Origin of the sequence: Pseudomonas sp. 382 (genome assembly GCF_002759075.1) — a bacterium.
GTDB lineage: Bacteria > Pseudomonadota > Gammaproteobacteria > Pseudomonadales > Pseudomonadaceae > Aquipseudomonas > Aquipseudomonas vlassakiae.
Genome location: NZ_PEMX01000044.1, coordinates 1 through 22,886, shown reverse-complemented (window position 1 = coordinate 22,886; position 22,886 = coordinate 1). Strand labels below are relative to the sequence as shown.

Here is a 22,886-nt window from a genome sequence, read left to right as displayed (position 1 = left end):
ACCCCTTGGTCCAACCACACGACGCAGGAAAACCAATAATGATTCGTATGCCTCTGGCCTCCGCCAGTCTGCTCGCCATCGCCATCGCTCTCGCCGGTTGCGGCGAAGGCAAGGATGACAAGGCTGCCGCTCCGCAAGCTCAGGCACCTGCTGCGGCCAGCACCGCAGCAGCGGCGCCCGGGGCTGTCGACGAAGCGGCCGGCAAAGCCGTGGTCAAGCATTACTCCGAAATGGTCTATGCCGTGTACAGCGACGCGCTGAGCACCGCCAAGACCCTGCAGACCGCCGTCGACGCGTTCCTTGCCAAGCCCAACGACGAAACCCTGAAAGCCGCCAAAGAGGCCTGGGCTGCCGCGCGCGTACCTTACCTGCAGAGCGAGGTGTTCCGCTTCGGCAATACCATCATTGATGACTGGGAAGGTCAGGTGAACTCCTGGCCGCTGGACGAAGGCCTGATCGACTATGTCGACAAGAGCTATGAGCATGCCCTGGGCAACCCGGCGGCCAGCGCCAACATCATTGCCAACACCGAGATCCAGGTTGGTGAAGAGAAGGTCGATGTCAAGGACATAACCCCTGAGAAACTGGCCAGCCTGAACGAACTGGCAGGTTCCGAAGCCAACGTCGCCACCGGCTACCACGCCATCGAGTTCCTGCTCTGGGGCCAGGACCTCAACGGCACCGGCCCAGGCGCAGGCAACCGCCCGGCTTCCGATTACCTGGAAGGCAAAGGTGCTACCGGCGGCCACAACGACCGTCGCCGCGCCTACCTGAAAGCGGTCACCGAGCTGCTGGTAAAGGACCTCGAAGAGATGGTCGGCAACTGGAAGCCGAACGTCGCCGACAACTACCGTGCCACGCTGGAAGCCGAGCCGGTGGCCGATGGCCTGCGCAAGATGCTGTTCGGCATGGGCAGCCTGTCGCTGGGCGAACTGGCCGGTGAGCGCATGAAGGTCTCGCTGGAAGCCAACTCGCCGGAAGACGAGCAGGACTGCTTCAGCGACAACACCCACTACTCGCACTTCTACGACGCCAAGGGCATCCGTAACGTCTACCTGGGCGAGTACACCCGTGTCGACGGCACCAAGCTGACCGGCCCGAGCCTGTCCTCGCTGGTGGCCAAAGCCGATCCGGCTGCCGACGCCACCCTCAAGGCCGACCTCGAAGCCACCGAAGCGAAAATCCAGGTGATGGTCGACCACGCGCTCAAGGGTGAGCATTATGACCAACTGATCGCCGCCGACAACGCTGCCGGCAACCAGATCGTGCGTGATGCCATCGCCTCGCTGGTCAAGCAGACCGGCTCGATCGAACAGGCTGCAGGCAAGCTGGGTATCGCCAACCTGAACCCGGACACCGCCGATCACGAATTCTGATCGACAATTTGGGTTCACCAAGAGGCGACCTTCGGGTCGCCTTTTTTCTGTCCCGGCCTCTTCGCGGGCAAGTCGGATCGCCGCACCGCCGCTCCCACGGGATCTTCCCAGGCTCTGGTCTTGTGCGGCCCCTGTGGGAGCGGCGGTGCGGCGATCCGACTTGCCCGCGAAGAGGCCGGTGCAGGCTGATGAAAATGCTGGCATTTAACATTCTTTTCACCCGGGTAATTGCAAATTGCTCTTATTCAAACAAGGCTGGCCTGCTAAGCTTGCACGCCGGTTTTTCGTCCACGCCCAGGATTTTGCATGTCCTCGTCGCTGTCCCGACTCTCCCCTCTGCTGCTGGCCCTCGCCCTTGCCGCCTGTGATGACGCCCCGCGTTTCACCCAGGCCGAGCCCGGCGAAGCGCTGTCTGGCGGCCAGGCAACGGTTCAGCGCGACGACCGCAAGGCGTTTTCCCTGCCCTCGGCCAACCTTTCGGCCGAGCGGCGCCTGGACTTCGCCGTGGGCAACAGCTTCTTCCGTAGCCCTTGGGTGATCGCCCCGTCCACCACCACCGCGCGTGATGGCCTGGGCCCGTTGTTCAACACCACGGCCTGCCAGAACTGCCACGTGCGCGATGGCCGCGGGCATCCACCTGGGCCCGATGACAACAATGCCGTGGGCATGCTGGTGCGCCTGTCGATCCCCGATCAGCCTTACCTGGCCAAGCAGATCGAGCGCCTGGGCGTGGTCCCTGAGCCGGTCTACGGCACCCAGCTGCAGGACATGGCCATCCCCGGCGTGGCGCCAGAGGGCAAGGTGCGGGTGAACTACTCCACCCAGACCGTCACCTTCAAGGACGGCCACCCGGTCGAACTGCGCCGCCCGACCCTGCAGATCACCCAGCTTGGCTACGGCCCGATGCATCCCGACACGCGCTTCTCGGCCCGTGTCGCCCCGCCGATGATTGGCCTGGGCCTGCTCGAAGCCATCGCCGAAGCCGACATCCTGGCCAACGAAGACCCGGACGACCGCAACCACGATGGTATCCGCGGCCGCGCCAACCGGGTCTGGGACGACGCCCAGGGCAAGACCGTGATCGGCCGCTTCGGCTGGAAGGCCGGGCAGCCCAACGTCAACCAGCAGAACGTGCACGCCTTCAACGGCGACATGGGCCTGACCAGCCGCTTGCAACCGAAGGACGACTGCACCCCGGCCCAGGTCGACTGCCTGGCCGCGCCCAATGGCGACGGTGAAGGCGACGAGAAGGAGGTCAGCGACAACATCCTGCGCCTGGTCACCTTCTACACCCGCAATCTCGGCGTGCCGGCACGTCGTGACGTCGCCGCACCGCAAGTGCTGGCCGGCAAGAACCTGTTCTTCCAGGCCGGCTGCCAGGCCTGCCATATCCCGCAGTTCACCACTGCCGCCAACACCACCGAAGCGGAGCTGGCCAATCAGGTGATCCGCCCCTACAGCGACCTGCTGTTGCACGACATGGGCCCAGGCCTGGCCGACGAGCGCACCGAATTCGCCGCCAACGGCCAGGACTGGCGTACCCCGCCGTTGTGGGGTATCGGCCTGACCGAAACGGTCAGCGGCCACACCCAGTACCTGCATGACGGCCGCGCCCGCAACCTGCTCGAAGCCGTGCTCTGGCACGGCGGCGAAGCACAGTCGGCGCGCGACCATGTATTGACCTTCAATGCCGAGCAGCGCGCCGCGTTGCTGGCTTTCCTGAACTCACTTTGAAACGCGCAAGGAGCCGGGCATGTTCCGACCCAAACTGTTGTTCACCAGCCTCGCCGCACTCGCCTTGGGTGCCTGCTCGCCGCAGGACCCGCAGGCAGTGACTTCCGCCGCCATCGCCAAGCAGGTGATCCTGCCGACCTACAGCCGCTGGGTCGAAGCCGACCGCCAGCTGGCCGCCAGCGCCCTGGCCTACTGTGAGGGCAAGGAAAGCCTGGACACCGCCCGCGCCGATTTCCTCAATGCGCAAAAAGCCTGGGCCGAACTGCAACCGCTGCTGGTCGGCCCGCTGGCCGAAGGCAACCGCGCCTGGCAGGTACAATTCTGGCCGGACAAGAAGAACCTGGTCGGCCGCCAGGTCGAGCAGCTGGTCAATGGCGACAAGCCGGTCGATGCCGCCGCCCTGGGCAAGGCCAGCGTCGTGGTACGCGGCCTGTCGGCTTACGAGTACATCCTTTTCGACAGCAAGCCAGACATCGCCACTGCCGAGCAGAAGGCCCGCTATTGCCCGCTGCTGGTCGCCATTGCCGATCACCAGAAGGCCCTGGCCGAGGATATTCTCAAGACCTGGAACAGCACCGACGGCATGCTGTCGCAGATGACCAAGTTCCCCAACCAGCGCTACGCCGACTCCCACGAGGCGATCGCCGACCTGCTGCGCTCCCAGGTTACCGCCCTGGATACCCTGAAGAAGAAGCTGGGCGCCCCCATGGGCCGGCAGAGCAAGGGCATCCCACAACCGCTGCAGGCCGAAGCCTGGCGCAGCCACTCCTCGCTGAAAAGCCTGGAAGCCACCCTCAAGGCCGCCCAGGCGGTGTGGGTCGGGGTCGACAACCAGGGCCTGCGCGGCCTGCTGCCCAGCGATCAGAAACCCCTGGCGCAGAAGATCGACGACGCCTACGCTACGGCGCTCAAACTGCTGGCCGACAACCAGAAGACCCTCGGCGAGCTGCTGGCCGACGACGCCGGGCAGCAGACCCTCAATCAGATCTACGATGCTCTGAACGCCGTCCACCGCCTGCACGAAGGCGACCTGGCCAAGGCGCTGAACATCCAGCTGGGCTTCAATGCCAACGACGGTGACTGATCATGCTGCGACGCCAGGCCCTCAAACTCGGTAGCGTATTGCTCAGCGCCCTGACCTTGGGCGGCTGGAGCCTGCTGCGCAACAAAGGCAGCGAACCCTTGCTGTTGTCGGCGCGGGACGATGGCGACGGCAAGCATTACGCGGTCGGGTTCCGCCTGGACGGCACCCAGGTGTTCAGCACCCAGGTCGCCCAGCGTTGCCATGCCATCATCAACCACCCCGAGCTGCCGATCGCCCTGTTCGTCGCCCGTCGCCCCGGTACCGAAAGCTATCTGGTCGACCTGCGCGATGGGCGCCTGCTGCAGACCATCACCTCGCAACCAAACCGCCACTTCTATGGCCATGCGGTGATCCACAAGGGTGGCGAATGGCTGTATGCCACCGAAAACGACACCACCGACCCAGGCCGCGGTGTGCTCGGCGTGTACCGTTTCGAGGGCGAGCGCCTGGTGCACAGCGGTGAGATCCCGACCCATGGCATCGGCCCCCACGAGCTGGCCTGGCTGCCGGACGGCGAAACCCTGGTCGTGGCCAACGGCGGTATCCGCACCGAGGCCGAGAGCCGGGTCGAGATGAACCTCGACGCCATGGAACCCAGCCTGGTGCTGATGCAGCGCGACGGCACCCTGCTGAGCAAGGAAACCCTGGCCCAGCAGATGAATAGCGTGCGCCACCTCGCAGTGGGCGACGATGGCACCATTGCCGCCTGCCAGCAGTTCATGGGGGCTGCCGACGAAACCGCCGAGCTGCTGGCGATCAAGCGCCCGGGCGAGCCGTTCAAGGCCTTCCCGGTGCCGGAGCGCCAGCTGCAATCGATGGCCCAGTACACCGCCAGCGTCGCCATCCACAGCGACCTGCGCCTGGTAGCATTGACCGCACCGCGGGCCAACCGCCTGTTCGTCTGGGACCTGGACAGCGGTGCGGTGAAGCTCGATGCCCCGATGCCCGATTGCGCCGGGGTCGGTGCGGTCGAGGATGGATTTGTCGTGACGTCCGGGCAGGGTCGTTGCCGCTTCTACGATTGCCGCAAGGCCGAGCTCATCGGGCAACCGATGGACCTGCCGTCCGGGTTCTGGGACAACCACCTGCATCTGGTCTGATTTTTCTGCCGCCTGTGCCGGCCTATTCGCGGGCACGCCCGATCCCACAGGGACCGCGCACCCTCTGACTACGCGGTCCCTGTGGGAGCGGCTTTAGCCGCGAAAGGGCCGGCACAGGCAATCTCCTCCCCCTTCTGCAATACTTCCTCCATCCGCACGTGGGCAGGATCGCCCGTTGTCGTGTTCGAGCGAATAACAATCACGCATCCAAGGAACCGGACTTATGCTACGCCGCCGCATGCTCATCATGTTGGCTGTCGTTCTGTTGATCGTGCTGGCCCTGGGGGGCTACAAGGGCTTCTCGATCTACCAACAGATCCAGATGTTCTCTGCGCCCAGGCCACCCATCACTGTTGCGGCCGCCCCGGCCGAACAGCGCCAGTGGCAGGAGCGCCTGCCTGCCGTCGGCAGCCTGAAGGCCCTGCAAGGCGTCGAACTGAGCCTGGAAGTGGAGGGCATCGTCAAGGCCTTGTACTTCGACTCCGGGCAGAAGGTCAAAGCCGGGCAACCGCTGCTGCAGCTCAACGACGACCAGGAAACCGCCCTGCTCGGCACTGCCCAGGCCGACCTGGGGCTGGCCAAGGTCGACTTCGGTCGCGGCAGCCAGCTGGTCGGTGATGCCGCCATCTCCCGCGGTGAATTCGATCGCCTGTCCTCCCAGTACCGGCGCAATCAGGCGGTGGTTGAACAGCTCAAGGCGCAGAAGATCAAGAAAAGCATCAACGCGCCGTTCAGTGGCACCATCGGCATTCGCCAGGTGGACATCGGCCAGTACCTGGCCGCCGGCACGGTGATTGCCACCCTGCAGGATTTGTCCAGCCTGTACGTCGACTTCAACGTCCCAGAGCAGGCGTTGCCGCGCCTGAGCCTGGGCCAGCAGGTGCTGGTGCAGGTGGCCGCCTACCCTGGCCAGACCTTCCCGGCCAGCCTCAGCGCGATCAACCCCAAGGTCGATGAGAACACGCGCAACCTGCTGGTTCGCGCGACCCTGGCCAACCCGGAAGACAAACTGCTGCCAGGCATGTTCGCCAACCTGCTGATCCTGCTGCCCGACCCGCAACCCGAGGTGGTCGTGCCGGAAAGCGCAATCACCTACACCCTCTATGGCAACTCGGTGTACGTCGCCACGCCGAAGCAGGACAAGGACGGCAACCCCGTCACCGACGAAAAGGGCGAGCCACAGCTCAGCGCCGAACAGCGCACCGTACAGACCGGCGAACGCCGCGATGGGCTGGTGGTGGTCAGCAAAGGCCTCAAGGCCGGGGAGCAGGTGGTCACCGCCGGGCAGCTCAAGCTGACCCCTGGAGCGGCAATCCGGATTGGCCAGGACAGCGCGCTCAAGCCCGAACAGGGCGCACCGCGCAGCGACTGAGCAGGAGGCAGGCATGGCGTTCACCGACCCGTTCATCCGCCGCCCGGTGCTGGCCAGCGTGGTCAGCCTGCTGATCCTGCTGCTCGGTTTCCAGGCTTGGCACAAACTGCAGATCCGCCAGTACCCGAAAATGGAGAACGCCCTGATCACGGTGACCACCGCCTACCCCGGGGCCAACGCCGAGACCATTCAGGGCTACATCACCCAGCCGCTGCAACAGAGCCTGGCCAGTGCCGAAGGCATCGACTACATGACCTCGGTCAGCCGCCAGAACTTCTCGGTGATTTCCATCTACGCGCGCGTCGGCGCCGACAGCGACCGCCTGTTCACCGAACTGCTGGCCAAGGCCAACGAAGTGCGCAACCAGCTGCCGCAGAACGCCGAAGACCCGGTGCTCAGCAAGGAGGCCGCCGACGCCTCGGCACTGATGTACATCAGCTTCTACAGCAAGGATATGAGCAACCCACAGATCACCGACTACCTGTCGCGGGTGATCCAGCCCAAGCTTGCCACCTTGCCCGGCATGGCCGAGGCGGAAATCCTTGGCAACCAGGTGTTCGCCATGCGTATCTGGATCGACCCGGTGAAACTGGCCGGCTTCGGCCTGGCCGCCAGCGACGTGACCAATGCCGTGCGCCGCTACAACTTCCTCTCCGCCGCCGGCGAGGTGAAGGGCGAATACGTGGTCACCAGCATCAACGCGAGCACCGAGCTGAAATCGGCCGAAGCCTTTGCCGCCCTGCCGCTCAAGGTGTCCGGCGACAGCCGGGTACTGCTGGGTGATGTGGCACGTGTGGAAATGGGCGCGGAAAACTACGACACGGTCAGCTCGTTCGACGGCACGCCGTCTGTCTATATCGGCATCAAGGCCACTCCGGCAGCCAACCCGCTGGACGTGATCAAGGAAGTACGGCGCATCATGCCCGAGCTGGAGAGCCAGCTGCCTTCGGCGCTGAAGGTATCGATCGCCTACGACGCCACACTGTTCATCCAGGCCTCCATCGACGAAGTGATCAAGACCCTCGGCGAAGCGGTGCTGATCGTCATCGTGGTGGTGTTCCTGTTCCTCGGCGCCCTGCGCTCGGTGCTGATCCCGGTGGTGACCATTCCGCTGTCGATGATTGGCGTGCTGTTCTTCATGCAGATGATGGGTTACTCGCTGAACCTGCTGACGCTGCTGGCCATGGTGCTGGCCATCGGCCTGGTGGTGGACGACGCCATCGTGGTGGTAGAGAACATTCACCGGCACATGGAGGAAGGCAAGTCCCCCTTCGACGCGGCCCTGGAGGGCGCACGGGAGATCGCCATGCCGGTGGTGTCGATGACCATCACCCTGGCCGCGGTGTACGCCCCCATCGGTTTTCTCACCGGGCTCACCGGTGCGCTGTTCAAGGAGTTCGCCCTGACCCTGGCCGGGGCGGTGGTGATCTCCGGCATCGTCGCCCTGACCCTGTCGCCGATGATGTGCGCCCTGCTGCTGCGCCAGGAGCAGAACCCCAGCGGCCTGGCCCATCGGCTCGATGTGCTGTTCGACGGCCTCAAGCTGCGTTATCAGCGCGTGCTGCACGCTACCCTCGACAGCCGCCCGGTGGTACTGGTGTTCGCCGTGATCATCCTGTGCCTGATCCCGTTGTTGCTCAAGTTCACCCAGAACGAACTGGCGCCCAACGAGGACCAGGGCGTGATCTTCATGATGAGCAGCTCGCCACAGCCGGCCAACCTCGACTACCTGAATGCCTACACCGACCAGTTCACGCCGCTGTTCAAGAGTTTCCCCGAGTACTACTCGTCGTTCCAGATAAACGGTTTCAACGGCGTGCAGAGCGGCATCGGTGGCTTTCTGCTCAAGCCGTGGAACGAACGCCAACGCACGCAGATGGAGCTGCTGCCGCTGGTGCAGGCCAAACTCGAGCAGATCGGTGGGCTGCAGATCTTCGGTTTCAACCTGCCGTCGCTGCCGGGTACCGGCGAAGGCCTGCCGTTTCAGTTCGTGATCAACACCGCCGGGGACTACCCTGCCCTGCTGGAAGTCGCCCAGCGGGTCAAGCAGAGGGCGCAGGCATCAGGCAAGTTCGCTTTCCTCGACATCGACCTGGCCTTCGACAAGCCAGAAGTGGTGGTCGACATCGACCGGGCCAAGGCGGCGCAGATGGGTGTGTCCATGGATACGCTGGGCAGTACCTTGGCCACCCTGCTGGGCGAGGCTGAAATCAACCGCTTCACCCTCGAAGGCCGCAGCTACAAGGTGATTGCCCAGGTGGAGCGGCCCTTCCGGGACAACGCCGGCTGGCTGAACAACTACTACGTGAAGAACGAGCAAGGGCAGCTGCTACCGTTGTCGACGCTGATCACGCTCCGTGACCGGGCCCGCCCGCGCCAGCTCAACCAGTTCCAGCAGCTGAACTCGGCGATCATCCAAGGGGTGCCGATGGTCAGCATTGGCGAGGCGTTGCAGACGGTGCGCGATATCGCCCGGGAAGAAGCACCTGAGGGCTTTGCCTTCGACTATGCCGGGGCGGCCAGGCAGTACGTTCAGGAGGGCAGCGCCCTGTGGGTGACCTTCGGCCTGGCATTGGCGATCATCTTCCTGGTACTGGCCGCGCAGTTCGAGAGCTTCCGCGACCCGCTGGTGATTCTGGTGACCGTACCCTTGTCGATCTGTGGCGCGCTGCTTCCGCTGTTCCTGGGCATTTCCAGCATGAACATCTATACCCAGGTGGGGCTGGTGACCCTGATCGGCCTGATCAGCAAGCACGGCATCCTGATCGTCGAGTTTGCCAACCAGTTGCGAGAGGAACAGGGCTTGAGCATCCGCCAGGCCATCGAGGAGGCTGCCGCCATTCGCCTGCGGCCGGTGCTGATGACCACGGCGGCCATGGTGTTCGGCATGGTGCCGCTGATTCTGGCTACCGGTGCCGGGGCAGTCAGCCGGTTCGACATCGGCACGGTGATTGCCACCGGGATGTCGATCGGGACCTTGTTTACCCTGTTCGTGTTGCCGTGTATCTACACCTTGCTGGCACACAAATCAGCAGCCAAGGAGTCTGTTGTCGCCTGATCCGGCCCCTTCGCGGGCACGCCCGCTCCCACAGAGATAACGTACCCCTTGAGCAATGTGCTGGCCCTGCAGGAGCAACTGTCTTGCTCAATTTTAAGCTGGCGCGATCCGTGTGGGAGCGGGCTTGCCCGCGAAGAGCCGGTGAGGCACACAGAAAAAACAAAGGCCTCGCATCGGCGAGGCCTTTATCTTGCTCGAGCTGTATCAGCCAAATGGCCGTAGCCCCTGGCGCATTCCAAAGAGGAACAACAGCAGATCCTGGTCCGGCTCGGCCTTGTTCTGCTGCTTGACCGTATGCGGCACCGCGCATTGGCCAGCCTTGCTGAACACCACAGGCCGCGGCTCTTCCCAGGCAGCTACCGCCGCCGTGGTCACAGCCAACCCAGCCACCAGGAACAAAGCTCGAGCTATTTCTAGTTTCATTGCCCTAACCCTTTGACAGCGCTGCCAAACGCCATCTGGTAAAAATAGAGCAGCGTTTGCCATTCCGTGTCATTTAGCGACGAGTGGCGGCGCAGCTGACGCAGGTCGTTGCCCGCAGCCCGCTGACAGCTGATGCGTCGTCGGCACTTTTCCAGGTCCAGGAGTGCTACCTCGACGCGGGCCTGCTCACCTGCGCCGATGACCTTGATGAAGACGTGCTTGCCGTACAGGCAGCCATGCTGCCAATGCCCCAGGTGCATGCGCGCCAGGTTGTCGGCCAGGTCCTTGAGCATGCGTTCATGCACCACCTGGGGATAACGCTCGCGCGCACCTTCGGCATGCCAGGTGTCGAGCTCGACAAAGCCATCCAGCGCCTCGCTGACCAGCAGCGCACGCCATTGATGCTCAGGATCACGCTCGGCACCACAAAACACGATACGTGGCACGCGCACGCCGAGTTGTTCGAAGCTGTTCAGTGCATCGAGCTCGCGCAACACCGTCGGCCTGCCGAATGGGTGTAACAGGCTGCGATAGATATGGCCAACCTGACGCTTGGCATACAGCACCTTGCCGTTGCCATCCCTCAGACGTTGTACGCCACTTTCACCACCGCGCCGCTGGTTGGGTTCCTCGACCCATTCACCTTGCTGGCGCCAGTAATAATCGAACCGCGACTCCCCATTTTGGGCTACAGCCATCAAACACTACCCCTTACGCAATACATATACCCGCCACATGGCATAGAACGGCAGGAAGTCGAGGCGCTCCTGGATTCTGAAGCCGGCGGCCTTGAATTCTGCTTCAACCGTTTCTGCCGGTAACACGAAACGGTTCTGATAGCTGCCCTGCTCGCCGTTGGCACTGCGCTTTTGCTCGAGCTTCTGGCGGCGCCAAGCCTTGAAGTTACCGTCCACCCACAATGACAGGATTACGCTGTCACGGCTAACCCTTTGAAACTCGTCAAGAATGGTTTGGCGATGAGCCGCTTGGCCGATATGGTGAAACAGCCGCATGCAGAAAATGCTGTCGACTGAATTATCCGGCAAATCGATCGCGAACGCCGAAGTCTGCAAAGGGCGTACCCGCGCCACCACTTCTGGCGGTTGTGCGGCACAGGCGGTCTTGATCATCGCCTCGGAGTTATCGGCGCCGATGATCACCCGGTTCGGCTTTTCCGCCAGCAGCGGCCAGAATCGGCCCGCTCCGCAGGGCAGATCAAGGACCAGGCCCGGTTCGCCGGCCAGCGTCAGGGCCCGACGGGCGAGATGCTCGTCGCGCTTGTGGGACAGGCGTCGTGCCAGTCCATCCTGATGCTTGAGGAAATACGCTTGGGCATGTTGCTGGTCGTACTTCTCGGAAAATTCGAGTTTGATCGGGCTGCGCATCGAGAGGCTCCTATCTTCAATGCGCCTACCTTAGGTAACAAATCGTGGGAAACAGGTCATGCCAATGTGAAAATAACGTCACCAAACGGCAGGACTGTTTCATCATATTACAGGGTGGGATCGGTCTTTTCCGCACTCTGGCTCAGGTCCACCTGGAAGCGGCAGCCGTGCGGCGACGTCGAAGTCAATGTCACCCGCCAGCCTTGGTCATCGCAGATCCGCTGTACCAGCGACAGGCCCAAGCCGAGGCCTTCGCCACGCCGCTCCTCGCCACGCACGAAAGGCTGGAACATGGCCTCGCGCTTTTCCTCCGGGATACCCACGCCACTGTCTTCGACACTGAAGCCGTTGAGCTCCAGGCTCAGGCGGATATAACCGCTATCCGTGTAATGCGCGGCATTACGCAGCAGGTTGCCCATCACCGAGTGCAGGAAGGTGGCGTTGTACAGCAATGGGCCTGCACTGACCTGGCCATCATAGTAGAGCGCCAGGCCCTTCTGCTCGATGGTATCGCGCCACACCCCGATCAAGTCGTCGGCGACTTCGCGCAGGGTTGCCTGGGACGCCACGGCTCCCTGGTCACGCTGGGCACGCGCCAGCATCAAGAAGGTCTTGACCAGCTCGCGCATCTCTTCCGTGGCGCGGGCGATGCGCTCTACCTGGTTGCGCGAGCGGGTATCCAGATTGGGGTTTTCCATCAGCAGTTCGCACGAGGTGGCCAGCACCATCAGCGGTGTGCGCAGCTCATGGCTGACATCGCTGGTGAACAAGCGCTCGCGGGTCAGTGCATCACGCAGCCGGCCGAGGGTATCGTCGAACGCCGCCGCCAACTGGCCGACTTCGTCGGCCGCGTAGTCCGGTGCCAAAGGCGGCGCCAGGCCGAGCAACTGGTCACGATGGCGAACCTGGCGCGCCAGGCGGATGACCGGTGCCATGACCCTGCGCGCCAGTAACCAGCCGAGCACCACGGCCAGTACCAGGCTGAGCACGAAGCCCACCACCACCACGGCGAACAGCACCCGCTCGCGCTCTTCGAAATCGCTTTGGTCCTGCAGCAGTACGTAGCGGCGACCATCGACGATCTCGACCATCGCGTGGTAGGACAACTGGTCGCGGAATACTTCATGGAAGCCCACATCGAGGTGGCGCAAGTCCTTGGGCAGCTCGAAATCATCGCGCCCGCCACTGAAGTAGAAAAGCTGGTCAGGCCGTGGCCGGTGGCTCCAGTCACTGACGCTGTCCATGCGCAGCAGGCGCTGCAGGTCGCCGCCGAGCACCGATGAGATCAGGCGCTCCTCAACCAAATGCACGGTGGCGACGATACCGAAGGCGAAGGCGCCGGCCACCAGCGCGCTCATCAACGCAAAGGCGATGATGATGCGCTGGGCAAGGCTTTGCTTAAACTCCATCGCGGCCCTCGGCGAGGCGATAGCCGACGCCATGGACGGTATGCAGCAGCGGTTTTTCAAACGGTTTGTCGATCACTTGGCGCAGCTGGTGCACATGGCTGCGCAGGCTGTCGCTATCAGGGCAATCATCACCCCACAGGGCTTCTTCCAGCACTTCGCGCCGCAGCACGTGCGGGCTTTTCTGCATCAGTACGGCGAGCAGCTTGAGGCCGACCGGGTTGAGCTTGAGCAGGCGGCCCTGGCGGGTCACTTCGAGCGTATCGAGATCGTAGCTCAGGTCCGCGACCTGCAGGGTACGGCGCCCGCCGCCCTGGGCCCGGCGCAGCACCGCTTCGATGCGCGCGGCCAGTTCGGACAAGGCAAAGGGCTTGAGCAGGTAATCATCGGCACCAGAGCGGAAGCCTTGCAGGCGATCGTCCAGCTGGTCGCGGGCCGTGAGCATGATCACCGGGGTGTCACGGCGGGCATCCTCGCGCAGGCGCTTGCACAGGGTATAGCCATCGATACCGGGCAGCATGATGTCGAGCACGATCAGGTCGTAATGCTCGGTGGCGGCCAGGTGCAGGCCCGACAGACCATCCTGGGCGCAGTCGACGGTGTAGCCTTTCATGCCCAGGTAATCGGCAAGGTTGGCAAGAATATCGCGGTTGTCTTCAACCAAAAGAATACGCATCGGGTTCTCCTGTGCGGCGCTTCGCTACGGTGCGCGGCAGGCGCAGCTTAAGGCCATCGCCGGTACTGTGCCAGCCCTGGGGCAAATTCAGCGAACTTGACAGTTTTTTCACTGATCCTTCACGGACAGAGAATAGCGGGCGCATGACAATGCCCGGTCTTTTTACCCCCTGGAGCTGTCATGCAACAACGCACTCGTCCGCGTCCGATCAACCTCTGGCTGTACCTGGGCATACCGCTGGCGGTTGCCGCGACCCTGCTCCTGCTGGAACTGACCTCGGTCGACATGGACGTCGCCAACCTGTTCTACGACCCCGCCGCCGGGCAGTTCATCGGGCGTCACAGTTATCTGCTGGAAACCGTCATGCATGACCGGGTGAAGCAAGGCGTGATCCTGCTTGGCCTGATCTCGCTGGGCGCGTTCGCCTCGAGCTTCTTCTGGAAGCGCCTGTTCAGCTGGCGCCGCGAGCTGGGTTGCCTGGTGCTGGCGCTGGGGCTTTCAACCGCCTTCGTCACGCCGCTGAAGAAGGTGACCCAGGTGCAATGCCCTTGGAGCCTGACCCAGTTCGGCGGCAAGGAAACCTACAGCAAGCTGCTGGAACATCGCCCGGCAACCGACAAGCCAGGCCTGTGCTGGCCAGGTGGGCATGCCGCCACCGGTTTCTGCCTGTTCGGCCTGTTCTTCATGCTGCGTGATCGCAAGCCGAAGCTGGCGCGGGTGGCGTTCGGGGTGGCTTTGGTGGCGGGCTCGGCGCTGGGGCTGGGGCGGATGCTGCAGGGGGCGCACTTCCTGTCGCATAACGTGTGGACCGCCGTGTTCTGCTGGTTGATTGGCCTGGGCTCGTATTACCTGGTGCTGTACCGCAAGGGCATGGTCGAGGTGCCAGCCGCCGAGCATCGCGTCGCCTGAAAATGAAAAAGCCCCGCACTAGGCGGGGCTTTTTCTTGGTGCAGGGGGTAAGGCTGGCTTACATCATGCCGCCCATGCCACCCATGCCGCCCATGTCAGGCATGCCAGCAGCTGGCTTGTCTTCCGGCAGGTCGGCAACCATGGCTTCGGTGGTGATCATCAGACCCCCGATCGAAGCTGCGGCTTGCAGAGCCGAACGGGTGACCTTGGCTGGGTCGAGGATACCCATCTCGATCATGTCGCCGTATTCGCCGGTAGCGGCGTTGTAGCCGTAGTTGCCCGAACCTTGCTTGACCTTGTCAGCGACAACGCTTGGCTCGTCGCCGGCGTTGGCAGTGATCTGGCGCAGCGGCGCTTCTACAGCGCGACGCAGCAGGGCGATACCGACGTTCTGGTCTTCGTTGTCGCCTCTGAGATCGGCAATGGCTGCCAGGGCGCGAACCAGGGCAACACCACCGCCAGGCACCACGCCTTCTTCGACGGCAGCACGGGTAGCGTGCAGGGCGTCTTCAACGCGGGCTTTCTTCTCTTTCATTTCAACTTCGGTGCCAGCACCGACCTTGATCACGGCAACACCGCCAGCCAGCTTGGCCAGACGCTCTTGCAGCTTCTCACGGTCGTAGTCCGAAGAGGTTTCTTCGATCTGGGCACGGATCTGCTTGACGCGAGCTTCGATGTCGGCGTCAACGCCAGCACCGTCGATGATGGTGGTGTTTTCCTTGGACAGGATGACGCGCTTGGCGTTGCCCAGGTGCTCCAGGGTGGTGGTTTCCAGGGTCAGGCCGATTTCTTCGGAGATGACCTGGCCGCCGGTCAGGACGGCGATGTCCTGCAGCATGGCCTTGCGGCGGTCGCCGAAGCCCGGGGCCTTGACCGCAGCAACCTTGACGATGCCGCGCATGTTGTTGACTACCAGGGTAGCCAGGGCTTCGCCTTCCACGTCCTCGGCAACGATCAGCAGCGGACGGCCGGCCTTGGCAACGGCTTCCAGAACTGGCAGCAGCTCACGGATGTTGGAGATCTTCTTGTCGACCAGCAGCAGCAGCGGGCCTTCCAGCTCGGCAACCATGGTGTCCGGCTTGTTGACGAAGTATGGCGACAGGTAGCCACGGTCGAACTGCATGCCTTCTACTACGGACAGTTCGTTTTCCAGGCCCGAGCCTTCTTCAACGGTGATCACGCCTTCTTTACCGACTTTTTCCATGGCTTCGGCGATGATTTCACCGATGGAGTTGTCGGAGTTGGCGGAGATGGTGCCTACCTGAGCGATGGCCTTGGAGTCGGCGCATGGCTTGGACAGGTTCTTCAGCTCGGCGACAACGGCGGCGGTGGCCTTGTCGATGCCGCGCTTCAGGTCCATCGGGTTCATGCCGGCAGCGACGGCCTTGAGGCCTTCGTTGACGATGGCCTGAGCCAGAACGGTAGCGGTGGTGGTGCCGTCACCGGCAGCGTCGTTGGCCTTGGAAGCAACTTCCTTGACCAGCTGGGCGCCCATGTTTTCGAAGGCGTCTTTCAGCTCGATTTCTTTGGCGACGGAAACGCCGTCCTTGGTGATGGTCGGAGCGCCGAAGCTCTTGGCCAGCACTACGTTACGGCCTTTCGGGCCGAGGGTCGCTTTTACTGCGTCAGCCAGAACGTTGACACCAACCAGCATTTTCTTACGAGCGGAATCGCCGAATTTTACGTCTTTAGCAGCCATGATCGTTTAATCCTTGAAAATCTTTGGAGTAACGGGAAGTCGGGGAAAATCAGCCTTCGATAACGGCGAGGATTTCGTTCTCGGCCATGATCAGCAGGTCTTCGCCATCGACTTTCACGGTGTTGCTGCCCGAGTAAGGGCCGAATACCACTTTGTCACCGACTTTAACGGCCAGCGCACGTACTTCGCCGTTTTCCAGAACGCGACCGGTGCCAACTGCAACGACTTCACCGCGGTTTGGTTTTTCTGCGGCCGAACCCGGCAGGACGATACCGCCAGCGGTTTTCGATTCTTCTTCGCTGCGACGGATGACTACGCGGTCATGCAGAGGACGAAGCTTCATTGTCGATCTCTCCCAAATAGTGGTTTTCATCGGCCGGTACGAAACCGGCGGGTTAATGCAATCCGGCGATGCCGGGGGTGGCCCGCAAAGGGCGAACCACCTTTGTCATGACTGGTGTTACCACCAGAAACCTTGCGGTGACCACATACATGAGGCCGCCATATGCAATTACAAGGCTTGATATGCAAAAAATTTCAGGGCACTCAAAAAGACCGAGGCCGCTTGCGCGGCCCCGGAAGATACAGTTCTGATTATTGATCGCGGCGCTCGTACTCGCCTTCGATCACGTTCGGCCGATGGCCGCCGTCACGCGGCGGTGCCTGGAACGGCTCGTCCTGGAACGCACGCTGGCGCATGGCCTGGGCTTCGGCGCGTTGGCGCATCTTGCGCGCCGCCAGATGGCGGGTGAACGGCAGCAGGCACAGCAGGCCCAGCACATCGCTGATGAAGCCGGGCAACAGCAGCAAACCACCACCCACGGCCAGCATCAGGCCCTGGAACATGTCCTCGGCGGGCAGTTCGCCGCGCTGCAGGCTTTCACGGGCACGCAGGGCGGTGGCGAGGCCGGCCACGCGGACCACCAGCACACCAAATGCAGAGCCGGCGATGATCAGCAGCAGCGCCGGAAAGAAACCGATGGCGCCGGCAACCTTGACGAAAACGAACAACTCCAGCACCGGAAACAGGAGAAACAGCAGTAGAAAAGCACGCATCAAAGCATTCCTCGTCGGAAGAGACCCTTCCTGTAAGACCTACAGATGGATGCATGCGCTCGCTATTTCAAGCCTCGACTTCACTCGCAGTCGGCCATTGGTCGGCGCGCGCCAGCAGAACCAGGGCTTCGCGGACTTGTGTCGGAGTGTTGCAAGGCGCGGGAAATGCCAACCAGTAGATGCCCTGGCCGATACGCAGGTGCATGCCTTCGCTGTCGATGCCGACCATCTGTGCCGGCACGCTGCGCGGCAGGTCGCTCAGCGCGACATAATGAGCGATGGCATTGGCATGGTCGCTGTTCATGTGGTCGATCATGCTCGCCTCGGCCTTGCCCGCAAAGGGATTGGCCAGGGTGACCTGGTCGAGCCAGTGGATCGCACCGAAGCCGCCAATGTAGCGATGACGCACCGGCTGTAAGACCCAGAAGTCGAAATCATGGGCCTTGTGGTAGTTGGCGGCATCGGGGAAGTAGCGGTAGTAGCGCTCGGCGGCGGCCTCGATGGCAGCCTCGTCGACCAGCTTGTGCGCCTCGGCCATCACCGTCAGGCGGCCGACGGCTTGCACGTCTTCAGCTTCGCGCTCGCCGACCAGCAGCGAGCATTTGGGGTCTTTCTGCAGGTTGTGAGTGTGCTGGGCGATGCGGCTGATCAGGATCAGCGGATTGCCCTGGGCATCCAGGCAGTACGGCACCACTGATCCGAACGGGAAGCCAGGCATGGACTTGGAATGGGTCGAAAGCACGCCGCGGTATTCCTTGAGCAGCAGTTCCCGGGCGGGACGAATGGCGTTGGTACTCACGTGAAGGCGGCTCCTGACGGCGGACTGGATGCTGACAAGATAAGCATTGTCAGCTGCCAGCGCCAATGGGGCTGCTGTGCAGTCCCCGACGATTTACCAGGCCACACCGAACCCTGCGGTATAGCGGGTCTTGTCCAGATCGCTGTCGCGCGTCCCGGTGATGATGTCCTTTTCTGCCTTGAGGTTGAGCGAAGCCCATTCGGTGACCTTGTAGCGCAGCCCCACTTCGGCATCCAGCGCGTAGTCGGCCACGCCGCCCAGCGGTTTGGCGAACTCGCCATTGGTGAACAGCTGGACGTTCTTGCCGATCAGGTAGCGGGTATAGTCCCACTTCACCGCTGCCGAGTAGAAGTTGTCCTTGGCGCCGTCCTGGTACTCGAAATCAATACGGTTGATCAGCGAGCCCAGCGAGAACGCGCCCAGTTCATCGTCCCAGAACTGGTAGCCAGGGCCGGTACCAATCGTGCGCTGGCGGGAGAGGTCTTCGATGCGGTCGCGCTTGTACTCCATGCGCCCCTGCCAGAACCACTTCTCGGTGATGAAGCGGTCGAGCGCGTATTCGGCGCTCCAGTTGTCGGTGGTGGTGACGTCGTCCTTGGATTCGCGGTTGTATTCGCCTTCGGCATTGTGCCGCCAGCGACCGTGGCGGGCAGTAGTCTTGAAGTCGACGTCGTAGTCATCGCTGTCTGTCTCGGCACGCTTGTAGTCCATGGCGACGTCGACGTTGCCTTTCCAGATGAAGTCCTCGACCAGCGGTTTTGGCTTCATGATCTGCTGGACACTGGCGAGGTCGACCGTCTTCGGCGCATCGCCGTTGGCCAGGGTCACCTTGCCTGGCTCGGCAGCCTTCAGCGACTTGGCCTTCTCGCCGCTATAGGCGTCCTGCTTGACCAGCAGTTCCTGGTCGCTCTCCAGGGTCTGGACCTGTTTCCAGTCCAGCGAGATCGAGCCGCCATAGGGGGTTTCCAGCAGCAGCTTGCCACCGTCGAATACACGGATCTTGCCGCTGAGCCGGTCGCCGTTCTTCATCCACACGGTGTCGGCGAACACCGGACTGGCGCACAGGGAAGCGGTCAACAGGCAAAGCAAGGATCTAGAATACATAAGCGCGCTACAGGTTCGATTTGACGAAAAAAGCCGGGCATTATCCAGATACCACCGACCAGAGCAAGGACTGACCCAGGAGCATGCCGTTGAGTTCAACTCTCATTTGCCGCAACCATTCGTCCGGTTTCATCCCAGGCTAGGGCAGCCCTGATGTCTGAGGGATATGAGCACACCCTGGCATCGCCCGAAGCCCGACGAACGGCGCTGTATTCGGTGCTTGGCCAGGTACCAGAGGGCAAGGTGGTCAGCTACGGCGAGCTCGCCGAGCTGGCGGGGCTTGGGCGGGCGGCACGTTGGGTCGGGCGTATCCTTGGGCAGTTGCCAGCCGACACGCGCCTGCCCTGGCACCGGGTACTCGGTGCTGGCGGGCGGCTGAGCCTGGCGCTGGGCACGCCTTCGGGCGATGAACAGCGGGCCAGACTGCGCGCAGAGGGCGTGAATGTGACCAATAATCGTGTGGATCTGACGCTCCATGGCTGGCGTCCGATGGAGCACAGCGGTTAGAGTGCGCGCTTTGTTTTCGCAAATTTGAGGCAGATGTTGGCCCATGCCCCGTAAAACCTGGCGCGCTGCGCTTGCTGCCTATGCCAGCCCGTCAACCTTGGTACTTTTGCTGCTGGGCTTTGCCGCCGGCCTGCCCTACATGCTGGTGTTCTCGACCCTGTCGGTGTGGCTGCGTGAAGCCGGCGTGGCCCGTGAAACCATTGGCTACGCCAGCCTGATCGGCCTGGCCTATGCCTTCAAATGGGTCTGGTCACCGCTGCTCGACCAGTGGCGCCTGCCGCTGCTTGGCGGCCTGGGGCGACGACGCTCATGGCTGTTGCTGTCGCAATCGCTGGTGGTGATCGGGCTGGTCGGCATGAGCTTGTGCGACCCGCAGCAACACCTTTCCTGGCTGATCGCCCTGGCGGTGCTGGTGGCCTTTGCCTCGGCCACCCAGGACATCGCCGTGGATGCCTATCGCCTGGAGATTGCCGACGACCAGCGCCAGGCGGCCCTCGCCGCCAGCTACATGGCCGGCTACCGGGTTGCCGCCCTGCTCGCGACAGCAGGCGCGCTGTTCTTCGCTGAATGGTTCGGCTCCACCGGTTTCAGCTACCTGCACAAGGCCTGGGCCGGTACTTACGTGCTGTTCGGTGTGTTGATGCTACCGGCACTGTTCACCACCCTGGTGATGCGTGAACCAGCGGTGCCAATGCGCACCCAGCTGTCGGCCGCACGCTATGGCCTGATGCATCAGATGGCCTCGGTGTTCGTGCTGATCATCCTGTTGGTGTCGGTGCCGGCCAGCTTTACCCAGATGTTCAACACCGGCTGGTCAAGCGTCATTTCCGGCGATGCGACGCCTCTCGACCTGCTGCTGGAAGACCGTGCCTTCCTGCGCCTGATCCTGTACGTGCTGCTGACCTGGGCCTGCCTTTCGAGCATGGGCCGGCGTGGCCTGGCCCCGGTACTGACACCGGTGCACGACTTCATCTCCCGCTACCGCTGGCAGGCCCTGTTGCTGCTCGGCCTGATTGCCACCTATCGCATGTCGGACACGGTCATGGGCGTCATGGCCAACGTGTTCTACATCGACATGGGCTTCACCAAGGACCAGATCGCCAGCGTCAGCAAGGTTTTCGGCCTGATCATGACCCTGGTCGGTGCAGGCGTCGGCGGCTTGCTGATCGTGCGTTTCGGCATCCTGCCGATCCTGTTCATCGGCGGCGCGGCCTCGGCGGCCACCAACATCCTGTTCCTGATGCTGGCCGACATGGGGCCGAACCTGGAAATGCTGGTGGTGACCATTTCGCTGGACAACTTCAGCTCGGGCCTGGCGACATCGGCGTTCGTCGCCTACCTGTCGAGCCTGACCAACCTGAAGTTCTCGGCCACGCAATATGCCTTGCTCAGTTCGATCATGCTGTTGCTGCCACGCCTGATCGGCGGCTATTCAGGGGTGATGGTGGAGAAGTACGGGTATCACGACTTCTTCCTGATCACTGCCTTGCTGGGCGTGCCCACGCTGATCCTGATCGCGCTGCACTGGCGCCAGGAAGTGAGCCGGGGAAAGCAGGTGCCGGCGGATAACCCGGCGGCCGAGCAGCCCTGATCCTTCTCCGCTGCCTGTACCGGCCTCTTCGCGGGTGAACCCGCTCGCACAAGGTTCCCCACTTGCCTTGAAAGCAGGGGTGTACCTGTGGGTTCACCCGCGAAAGGGCCGGCAAAGGCAACGACAGTTATTGAGCGGCGGCACTTTCCCCAGGCCGCCCTCCTACCACGAACCAGAGCGGCCAAAGTGCCAGGGCACCTGCAACGCCAGCCGCGAGGGCAAATTGCAACAGGCTCGCCCCCGCCCCGATCATCGCCAGAACCGCCCCGCCCAGCCCCAGCAAGGCAATGGTGATCATCCCCAGCATCGCCGACACCAGCCCCTTGCTTTGCTCGCTGGCGAACAGCGTCATGCGGTACAGCACCGCATTGGCCACGCCCAGCCCCAACGCATACAGCGACATGCCAGCGACCACGCTGGTCACCGTCGGCCACAACCAGGTCGCCAGCACCATCAGGCACAAGCCGGCCAGGTACGGCCCAAGCGCGCCGCGCACCAAGGCCGGCAGCGGGTAGCGGTCGGCAATGCGGTTGATGATCAGGTTGCCCAGGATCAGCCCACCAAACACCGGCAACTGCCACAGCGCATAGGCCATCGTACTCAGCCCCTCATCGTGGATCAGCAGCACCGGCGACAGGCCGATCCAGCCAATCAGCGGCAAGCCCACCAGACCCAGCGCGGCACTGCCGGCAACGAACTTGCGGTTGGCCAGCAACTGGCCGTAACCGACGAGCAGTGGCAGCAGGTGGATAGGGGTGAACGGCAGACGTGAACCATCGCGACGCTCCACTCCGAGGGTTTCCGGCATCAGCCGATGCAGCAGCAACCAGCACAACACCGCGCCGATGGCAAAGGCTACGAACAGCCAGCGCCAGTCCAGCCATTGCAGCATGAGGGTACCGACCAGCGGGCCGAGCAGCGGCGACAGCAGGGCGATGTTGGCCAGCAACGCCATCATGCGCACCGCGTCCGCTTCACTGAACGACTCGTTCAGTGCCGGGTAGCTGACCGTCACCACGAAGCCCAGGCCGATGCCCTGCAACAGGCGCAGCAGGTTGAACAGGCCGATGTCCTGCACCCAATAGGTGGCCAGACAGGCGCCGCCGAAAAACGCGCAGCCGGCCAGCAACAGTGGACGGCGCCCATAGCGGTCGGCCAGCGGGCCGATCAGCCATTGCAGCACCACGCCGCCGAGCAGGTACAGATTGAGTGCATGGGGGATGTACTCGGGGCTGGCATTCAGGTGCTCGACAACCACCGGCATGGCCGGCATCACGGCGTCACTGGCCAGGTAGGTGAGCAGCTCGAACAGGGCCAGGGTCAGGCCGAACAGCAGAGCCCGAAGCGGAGTGATGTACAGCAGTGGTTTCATGATGGTGTATCAGGTGCAGGCTGGGGGACAGGCTATATGCCAGAAATGCCGGGGAATTGCTGTGAACAAGTGTAAGGGAACAGAAATAGCCGGGGCCGCTTCGCGCCCCTTCGCGGGCACGCCCGCTTGTATGGTTAGACTTGAAGGGGTGGTGGGACTAAATGCCCGATTCTGACTGTTAGCAGCAGTACAGACCGTGGGAGACATCGCCCCACCCCTTCCACCAAAGCGCCGA

At 62.9% G+C, this 22,886-nt stretch carries 20 protein-coding genes; 9 read left to right on the top strand and 11 right to left on the bottom strand.

Going from position 1 to position 22,886, the window contains the following annotated elements:
* Positions 1 to 38: 38 nt before the first annotated feature.
* From CQW31_RS28065 to CQW31_RS28040, 6 genes are all read left to right on the top strand, one after another.
* The gene (locus CQW31_RS28065; RefSeq protein WP_099815948.1) at positions 39 to 1,376 is read left to right on the top strand and encodes an imelysin family protein; all 1,338 of its coding nucleotides are present in this window, start codon (positions 39 to 41) and stop codon (positions 1,374 to 1,376) included.
* Positions 1,377 to 1,682: 306 nt separating this feature from the next.
* Positions 1,683 to 3,110: a di-heme oxidoredictase family protein gene (locus CQW31_RS28060; RefSeq protein ID WP_099815947.1), complete on the top strand. Its 1,428-nt coding sequence runs from the start codon at positions 1,683 to 1,685 to the stop codon at positions 3,108 to 3,110.
* A 19-nt stretch (positions 3,111 to 3,129) separates the two neighbouring features.
* Positions 3,130 to 4,194, top strand: a complete 1,065-nt coding sequence (locus CQW31_RS28055; RefSeq protein ID WP_054884592.1) for an imelysin family protein — start codon at positions 3,130 to 3,132, stop codon at positions 4,192 to 4,194.
* A 2-nt stretch (positions 4,195 to 4,196) separates the two neighbouring features.
* Positions 4,197 to 5,294, top strand: a complete 1,098-nt coding sequence (locus CQW31_RS28050; RefSeq protein ID WP_054884593.1) for a DUF1513 domain-containing protein — start codon at positions 4,197 to 4,199, stop codon at positions 5,292 to 5,294.
* A gap of 223 nt (positions 5,295 to 5,517) precedes the next feature.
* A complete protein-coding gene (locus CQW31_RS28045; RefSeq protein ID WP_054884594.1) occupies positions 5,518 to 6,666 on the top strand; it encodes an efflux RND transporter periplasmic adaptor subunit in 1,149 nt (382 codons plus the stop codon).
* 13 nt (positions 6,667 to 6,679) lie between these two features.
* Complete coding sequence (locus CQW31_RS28040) at positions 6,680 to 9,724, top strand: multidrug efflux RND transporter permease subunit (RefSeq protein WP_099815946.1); 3,045 nt, start codon at positions 6,680 to 6,682, stop codon at positions 9,722 to 9,724.
* Between the two features lie 204 nt (positions 9,725 to 9,928).
* On the opposite strand, the gene CQW31_RS28035 is transcribed toward CQW31_RS28040, so the two are convergent.
* The 5 genes from CQW31_RS28035 to colR form a co-directional block, all read right to left on the bottom strand.
* On the bottom strand, positions 9,929 to 10,147 hold the full coding sequence (locus tag CQW31_RS28035) for a hypothetical protein (protein ID WP_054884596.1): 219 nt from the start codon (positions 10,145 to 10,147) through the stop codon (positions 9,929 to 9,931).
* Positions 10,144 to 10,845: a lipopolysaccharide kinase InaA family protein gene (locus CQW31_RS28030; RefSeq protein ID WP_054884597.1), complete on the bottom strand. Its 702-nt coding sequence runs from the start codon at positions 10,843 to 10,845 to the stop codon at positions 10,144 to 10,146. The genes CQW31_RS28035 and CQW31_RS28030 overlap by 4 nt, the downstream gene beginning before the upstream one ends.
* A gap of 6 nt (positions 10,846 to 10,851) precedes the next feature.
* Positions 10,852 to 11,532, bottom strand: a complete 681-nt coding sequence (locus tag CQW31_RS28025) for a class I SAM-dependent methyltransferase (protein ID WP_099815945.1) — start codon at positions 11,530 to 11,532, stop codon at positions 10,852 to 10,854.
* Positions 11,533 to 11,639: 107 nt separating this feature from the next.
* The gene (locus CQW31_RS28020) at positions 11,640 to 12,941 is read right to left on the bottom strand and encodes a HAMP domain-containing sensor histidine kinase (RefSeq protein WP_054884599.1); all 1,302 of its coding nucleotides are present in this window, start codon (positions 12,939 to 12,941) and stop codon (positions 11,640 to 11,642) included.
* Complete coding sequence (colR, locus tag CQW31_RS28015; protein WP_003255215.1) at positions 12,931 to 13,614, bottom strand: two-component system response regulator ColR; 684 nt, start codon at positions 13,612 to 13,614, stop codon at positions 12,931 to 12,933. The genes CQW31_RS28020 and colR overlap by 11 nt, the downstream gene beginning before the upstream one ends.
* Positions 13,615 to 13,794: 180 nt before the next feature.
* Here colR and CQW31_RS28010 point away from each other — a divergent pair, with 180 nt between their 5' ends.
* Positions 13,795 to 14,523, top strand: coding sequence for a phosphatase PAP2 family protein (locus CQW31_RS28010; protein WP_099815944.1), 729 nt, complete (start codon positions 13,795 to 13,797; stop codon positions 14,521 to 14,523).
* Positions 14,524 to 14,581: 58 nt separating this feature from the next.
* On the opposite strand, the gene groL is transcribed toward CQW31_RS28010, so the two are convergent.
* From groL to CQW31_RS27985, 5 genes are all read right to left on the bottom strand, one after another.
* Complete coding sequence (groL, locus tag CQW31_RS28005; protein WP_099815943.1) at positions 14,582 to 16,222, bottom strand: chaperonin GroEL; 1,641 nt, start codon at positions 16,220 to 16,222, stop codon at positions 14,582 to 14,584.
* A 49-nt stretch (positions 16,223 to 16,271) separates the two neighbouring features.
* Complete coding sequence (locus CQW31_RS28000; RefSeq protein WP_054884602.1) at positions 16,272 to 16,565, bottom strand: co-chaperone GroES; 294 nt, start codon at positions 16,563 to 16,565, stop codon at positions 16,272 to 16,274.
* Between the two features lie 251 nt (positions 16,566 to 16,816).
* Positions 16,817 to 17,278 (bottom strand): FxsA family protein, encoded by a 462-nt coding sequence (locus CQW31_RS27995; protein ID WP_099815942.1) that lies wholly within the window; start codon positions 17,276 to 17,278, stop codon positions 16,817 to 16,819.
* 67 nt (positions 17,279 to 17,345) lie between these two features.
* Positions 17,346 to 18,077: a HugZ family protein gene (locus tag CQW31_RS27990; protein WP_099815941.1), complete on the bottom strand. Its 732-nt coding sequence runs from the start codon at positions 18,075 to 18,077 to the stop codon at positions 17,346 to 17,348.
* A gap of 93 nt (positions 18,078 to 18,170) precedes the next feature.
* Positions 18,171 to 19,181, bottom strand: a complete 1,011-nt coding sequence (locus CQW31_RS27985; protein ID WP_099815940.1) for a DUF481 domain-containing protein — start codon at positions 19,179 to 19,181, stop codon at positions 18,171 to 18,173.
* Positions 19,182 to 19,334: 153 nt separating this feature from the next.
* On the opposite strand from CQW31_RS27985, the gene CQW31_RS27980 reads away from it, so the two are divergent.
* Together CQW31_RS27980 and CQW31_RS27975 are read left to right on the top strand one after the other, a co-directional pair.
* A complete protein-coding gene (locus tag CQW31_RS27980; protein WP_099815939.1) occupies positions 19,335 to 19,688 on the top strand; it encodes an MGMT family protein in 354 nt (117 codons plus the stop codon).
* Positions 19,689 to 19,731: 43 nt separating this feature from the next.
* Entirely contained in the window at positions 19,732 to 21,279 is a 1,548-nt protein-coding gene (locus tag CQW31_RS27975; RefSeq protein WP_099815938.1) for an AmpG family muropeptide MFS transporter, read from the top strand.
* Positions 21,280 to 21,406: 127 nt separating this feature from the next.
* Here CQW31_RS27975 and CQW31_RS27970 read toward each other — a convergent pair whose 3' ends face one another.
* Entirely contained in the window at positions 21,407 to 22,651 is a 1,245-nt protein-coding gene (locus tag CQW31_RS27970; RefSeq protein ID WP_099815937.1) for an MFS transporter, read from the bottom strand.
* Positions 22,652 to 22,886: the final 235 nt, after the last annotated feature.

Excerpts from the sequence above, each read along its gene's own strand:
- CQW31_RS28065 (WP_099815948.1), top strand. The coding sequence starts at position 39 with ATGATTCGTATGCCTCTGGCCTCCGCCAGTCTGCTCGCCATCGCCATC.
- CQW31_RS28060 (WP_099815947.1), top strand. The coding sequence starts at position 1,683 with ATGTCCTCGTCGCTGTCCCGACTCTCCCCTCTGCTGCTGGCCCTCGCC.
- CQW31_RS28055 (WP_054884592.1), top strand. The coding sequence starts at position 3,130 with ATGTTCCGACCCAAACTGTTGTTCACCAGCCTCGCCGCACTCGCCTTG.
- CQW31_RS28050 (WP_054884593.1), top strand. The coding sequence starts at position 4,197 with ATGCTGCGACGCCAGGCCCTCAAACTCGGTAGCGTATTGCTCAGCGCC.
- CQW31_RS28045 (WP_054884594.1), top strand. The coding sequence starts at position 5,518 with ATGCTACGCCGCCGCATGCTCATCATGTTGGCTGTCGTTCTGTTGATC.
- CQW31_RS28040 (WP_099815946.1), top strand. The coding sequence starts at position 6,680 with ATGGCGTTCACCGACCCGTTCATCCGCCGCCCGGTGCTGGCCAGCGTG.
- CQW31_RS28035 (WP_054884596.1), bottom strand. The coding sequence starts at position 10,147 with ATGAAACTAGAAATAGCTCGAGCTTTGTTCCTGGTGGCTGGGTTGGCT.
- CQW31_RS28030 (WP_054884597.1), bottom strand. The coding sequence starts at position 10,845 with ATGGCTGTAGCCCAAAATGGGGAGTCGCGGTTCGATTATTACTGGCGC.
- CQW31_RS28025 (WP_099815945.1), bottom strand. The coding sequence starts at position 11,532 with ATGCGCAGCCCGATCAAACTCGAATTTTCCGAGAAGTACGACCAGCAA.
- CQW31_RS28020 (WP_054884599.1), bottom strand. The coding sequence starts at position 12,941 with ATGGAGTTTAAGCAAAGCCTTGCCCAGCGCATCATCATCGCCTTTGCG.
- colR (WP_003255215.1), bottom strand. The coding sequence starts at position 13,614 with ATGCGTATTCTTTTGGTTGAAGACAACCGCGATATTCTTGCCAACCTT.
- CQW31_RS28010 (WP_099815944.1), top strand. The coding sequence starts at position 13,795 with ATGCAACAACGCACTCGTCCGCGTCCGATCAACCTCTGGCTGTACCTG.
- groL (WP_099815943.1), bottom strand. The coding sequence starts at position 16,222 with ATGGCTGCTAAAGACGTAAAATTCGGCGATTCCGCTCGTAAGAAAATG.
- CQW31_RS28000 (WP_054884602.1), bottom strand. The coding sequence starts at position 16,565 with ATGAAGCTTCGTCCTCTGCATGACCGCGTAGTCATCCGTCGCAGCGAA.
- CQW31_RS27995 (WP_099815942.1), bottom strand. The coding sequence starts at position 17,278 with ATGCGTGCTTTTCTACTGCTGTTTCTCCTGTTTCCGGTGCTGGAGTTG.
- CQW31_RS27985 (WP_099815940.1), bottom strand. The coding sequence starts at position 19,181 with ATGTATTCTAGATCCTTGCTTTGCCTGTTGACCGCTTCCCTGTGCGCC.
- CQW31_RS27980 (WP_099815939.1), top strand. The coding sequence starts at position 19,335 with ATGTCTGAGGGATATGAGCACACCCTGGCATCGCCCGAAGCCCGACGA.
- CQW31_RS27975 (WP_099815938.1), top strand. The coding sequence starts at position 19,732 with ATGCCCCGTAAAACCTGGCGCGCTGCGCTTGCTGCCTATGCCAGCCCG.
- CQW31_RS27970 (WP_099815937.1), bottom strand. The coding sequence starts at position 22,651 with ATGAAACCACTGCTGTACATCACTCCGCTTCGGGCTCTGCTGTTCGGC.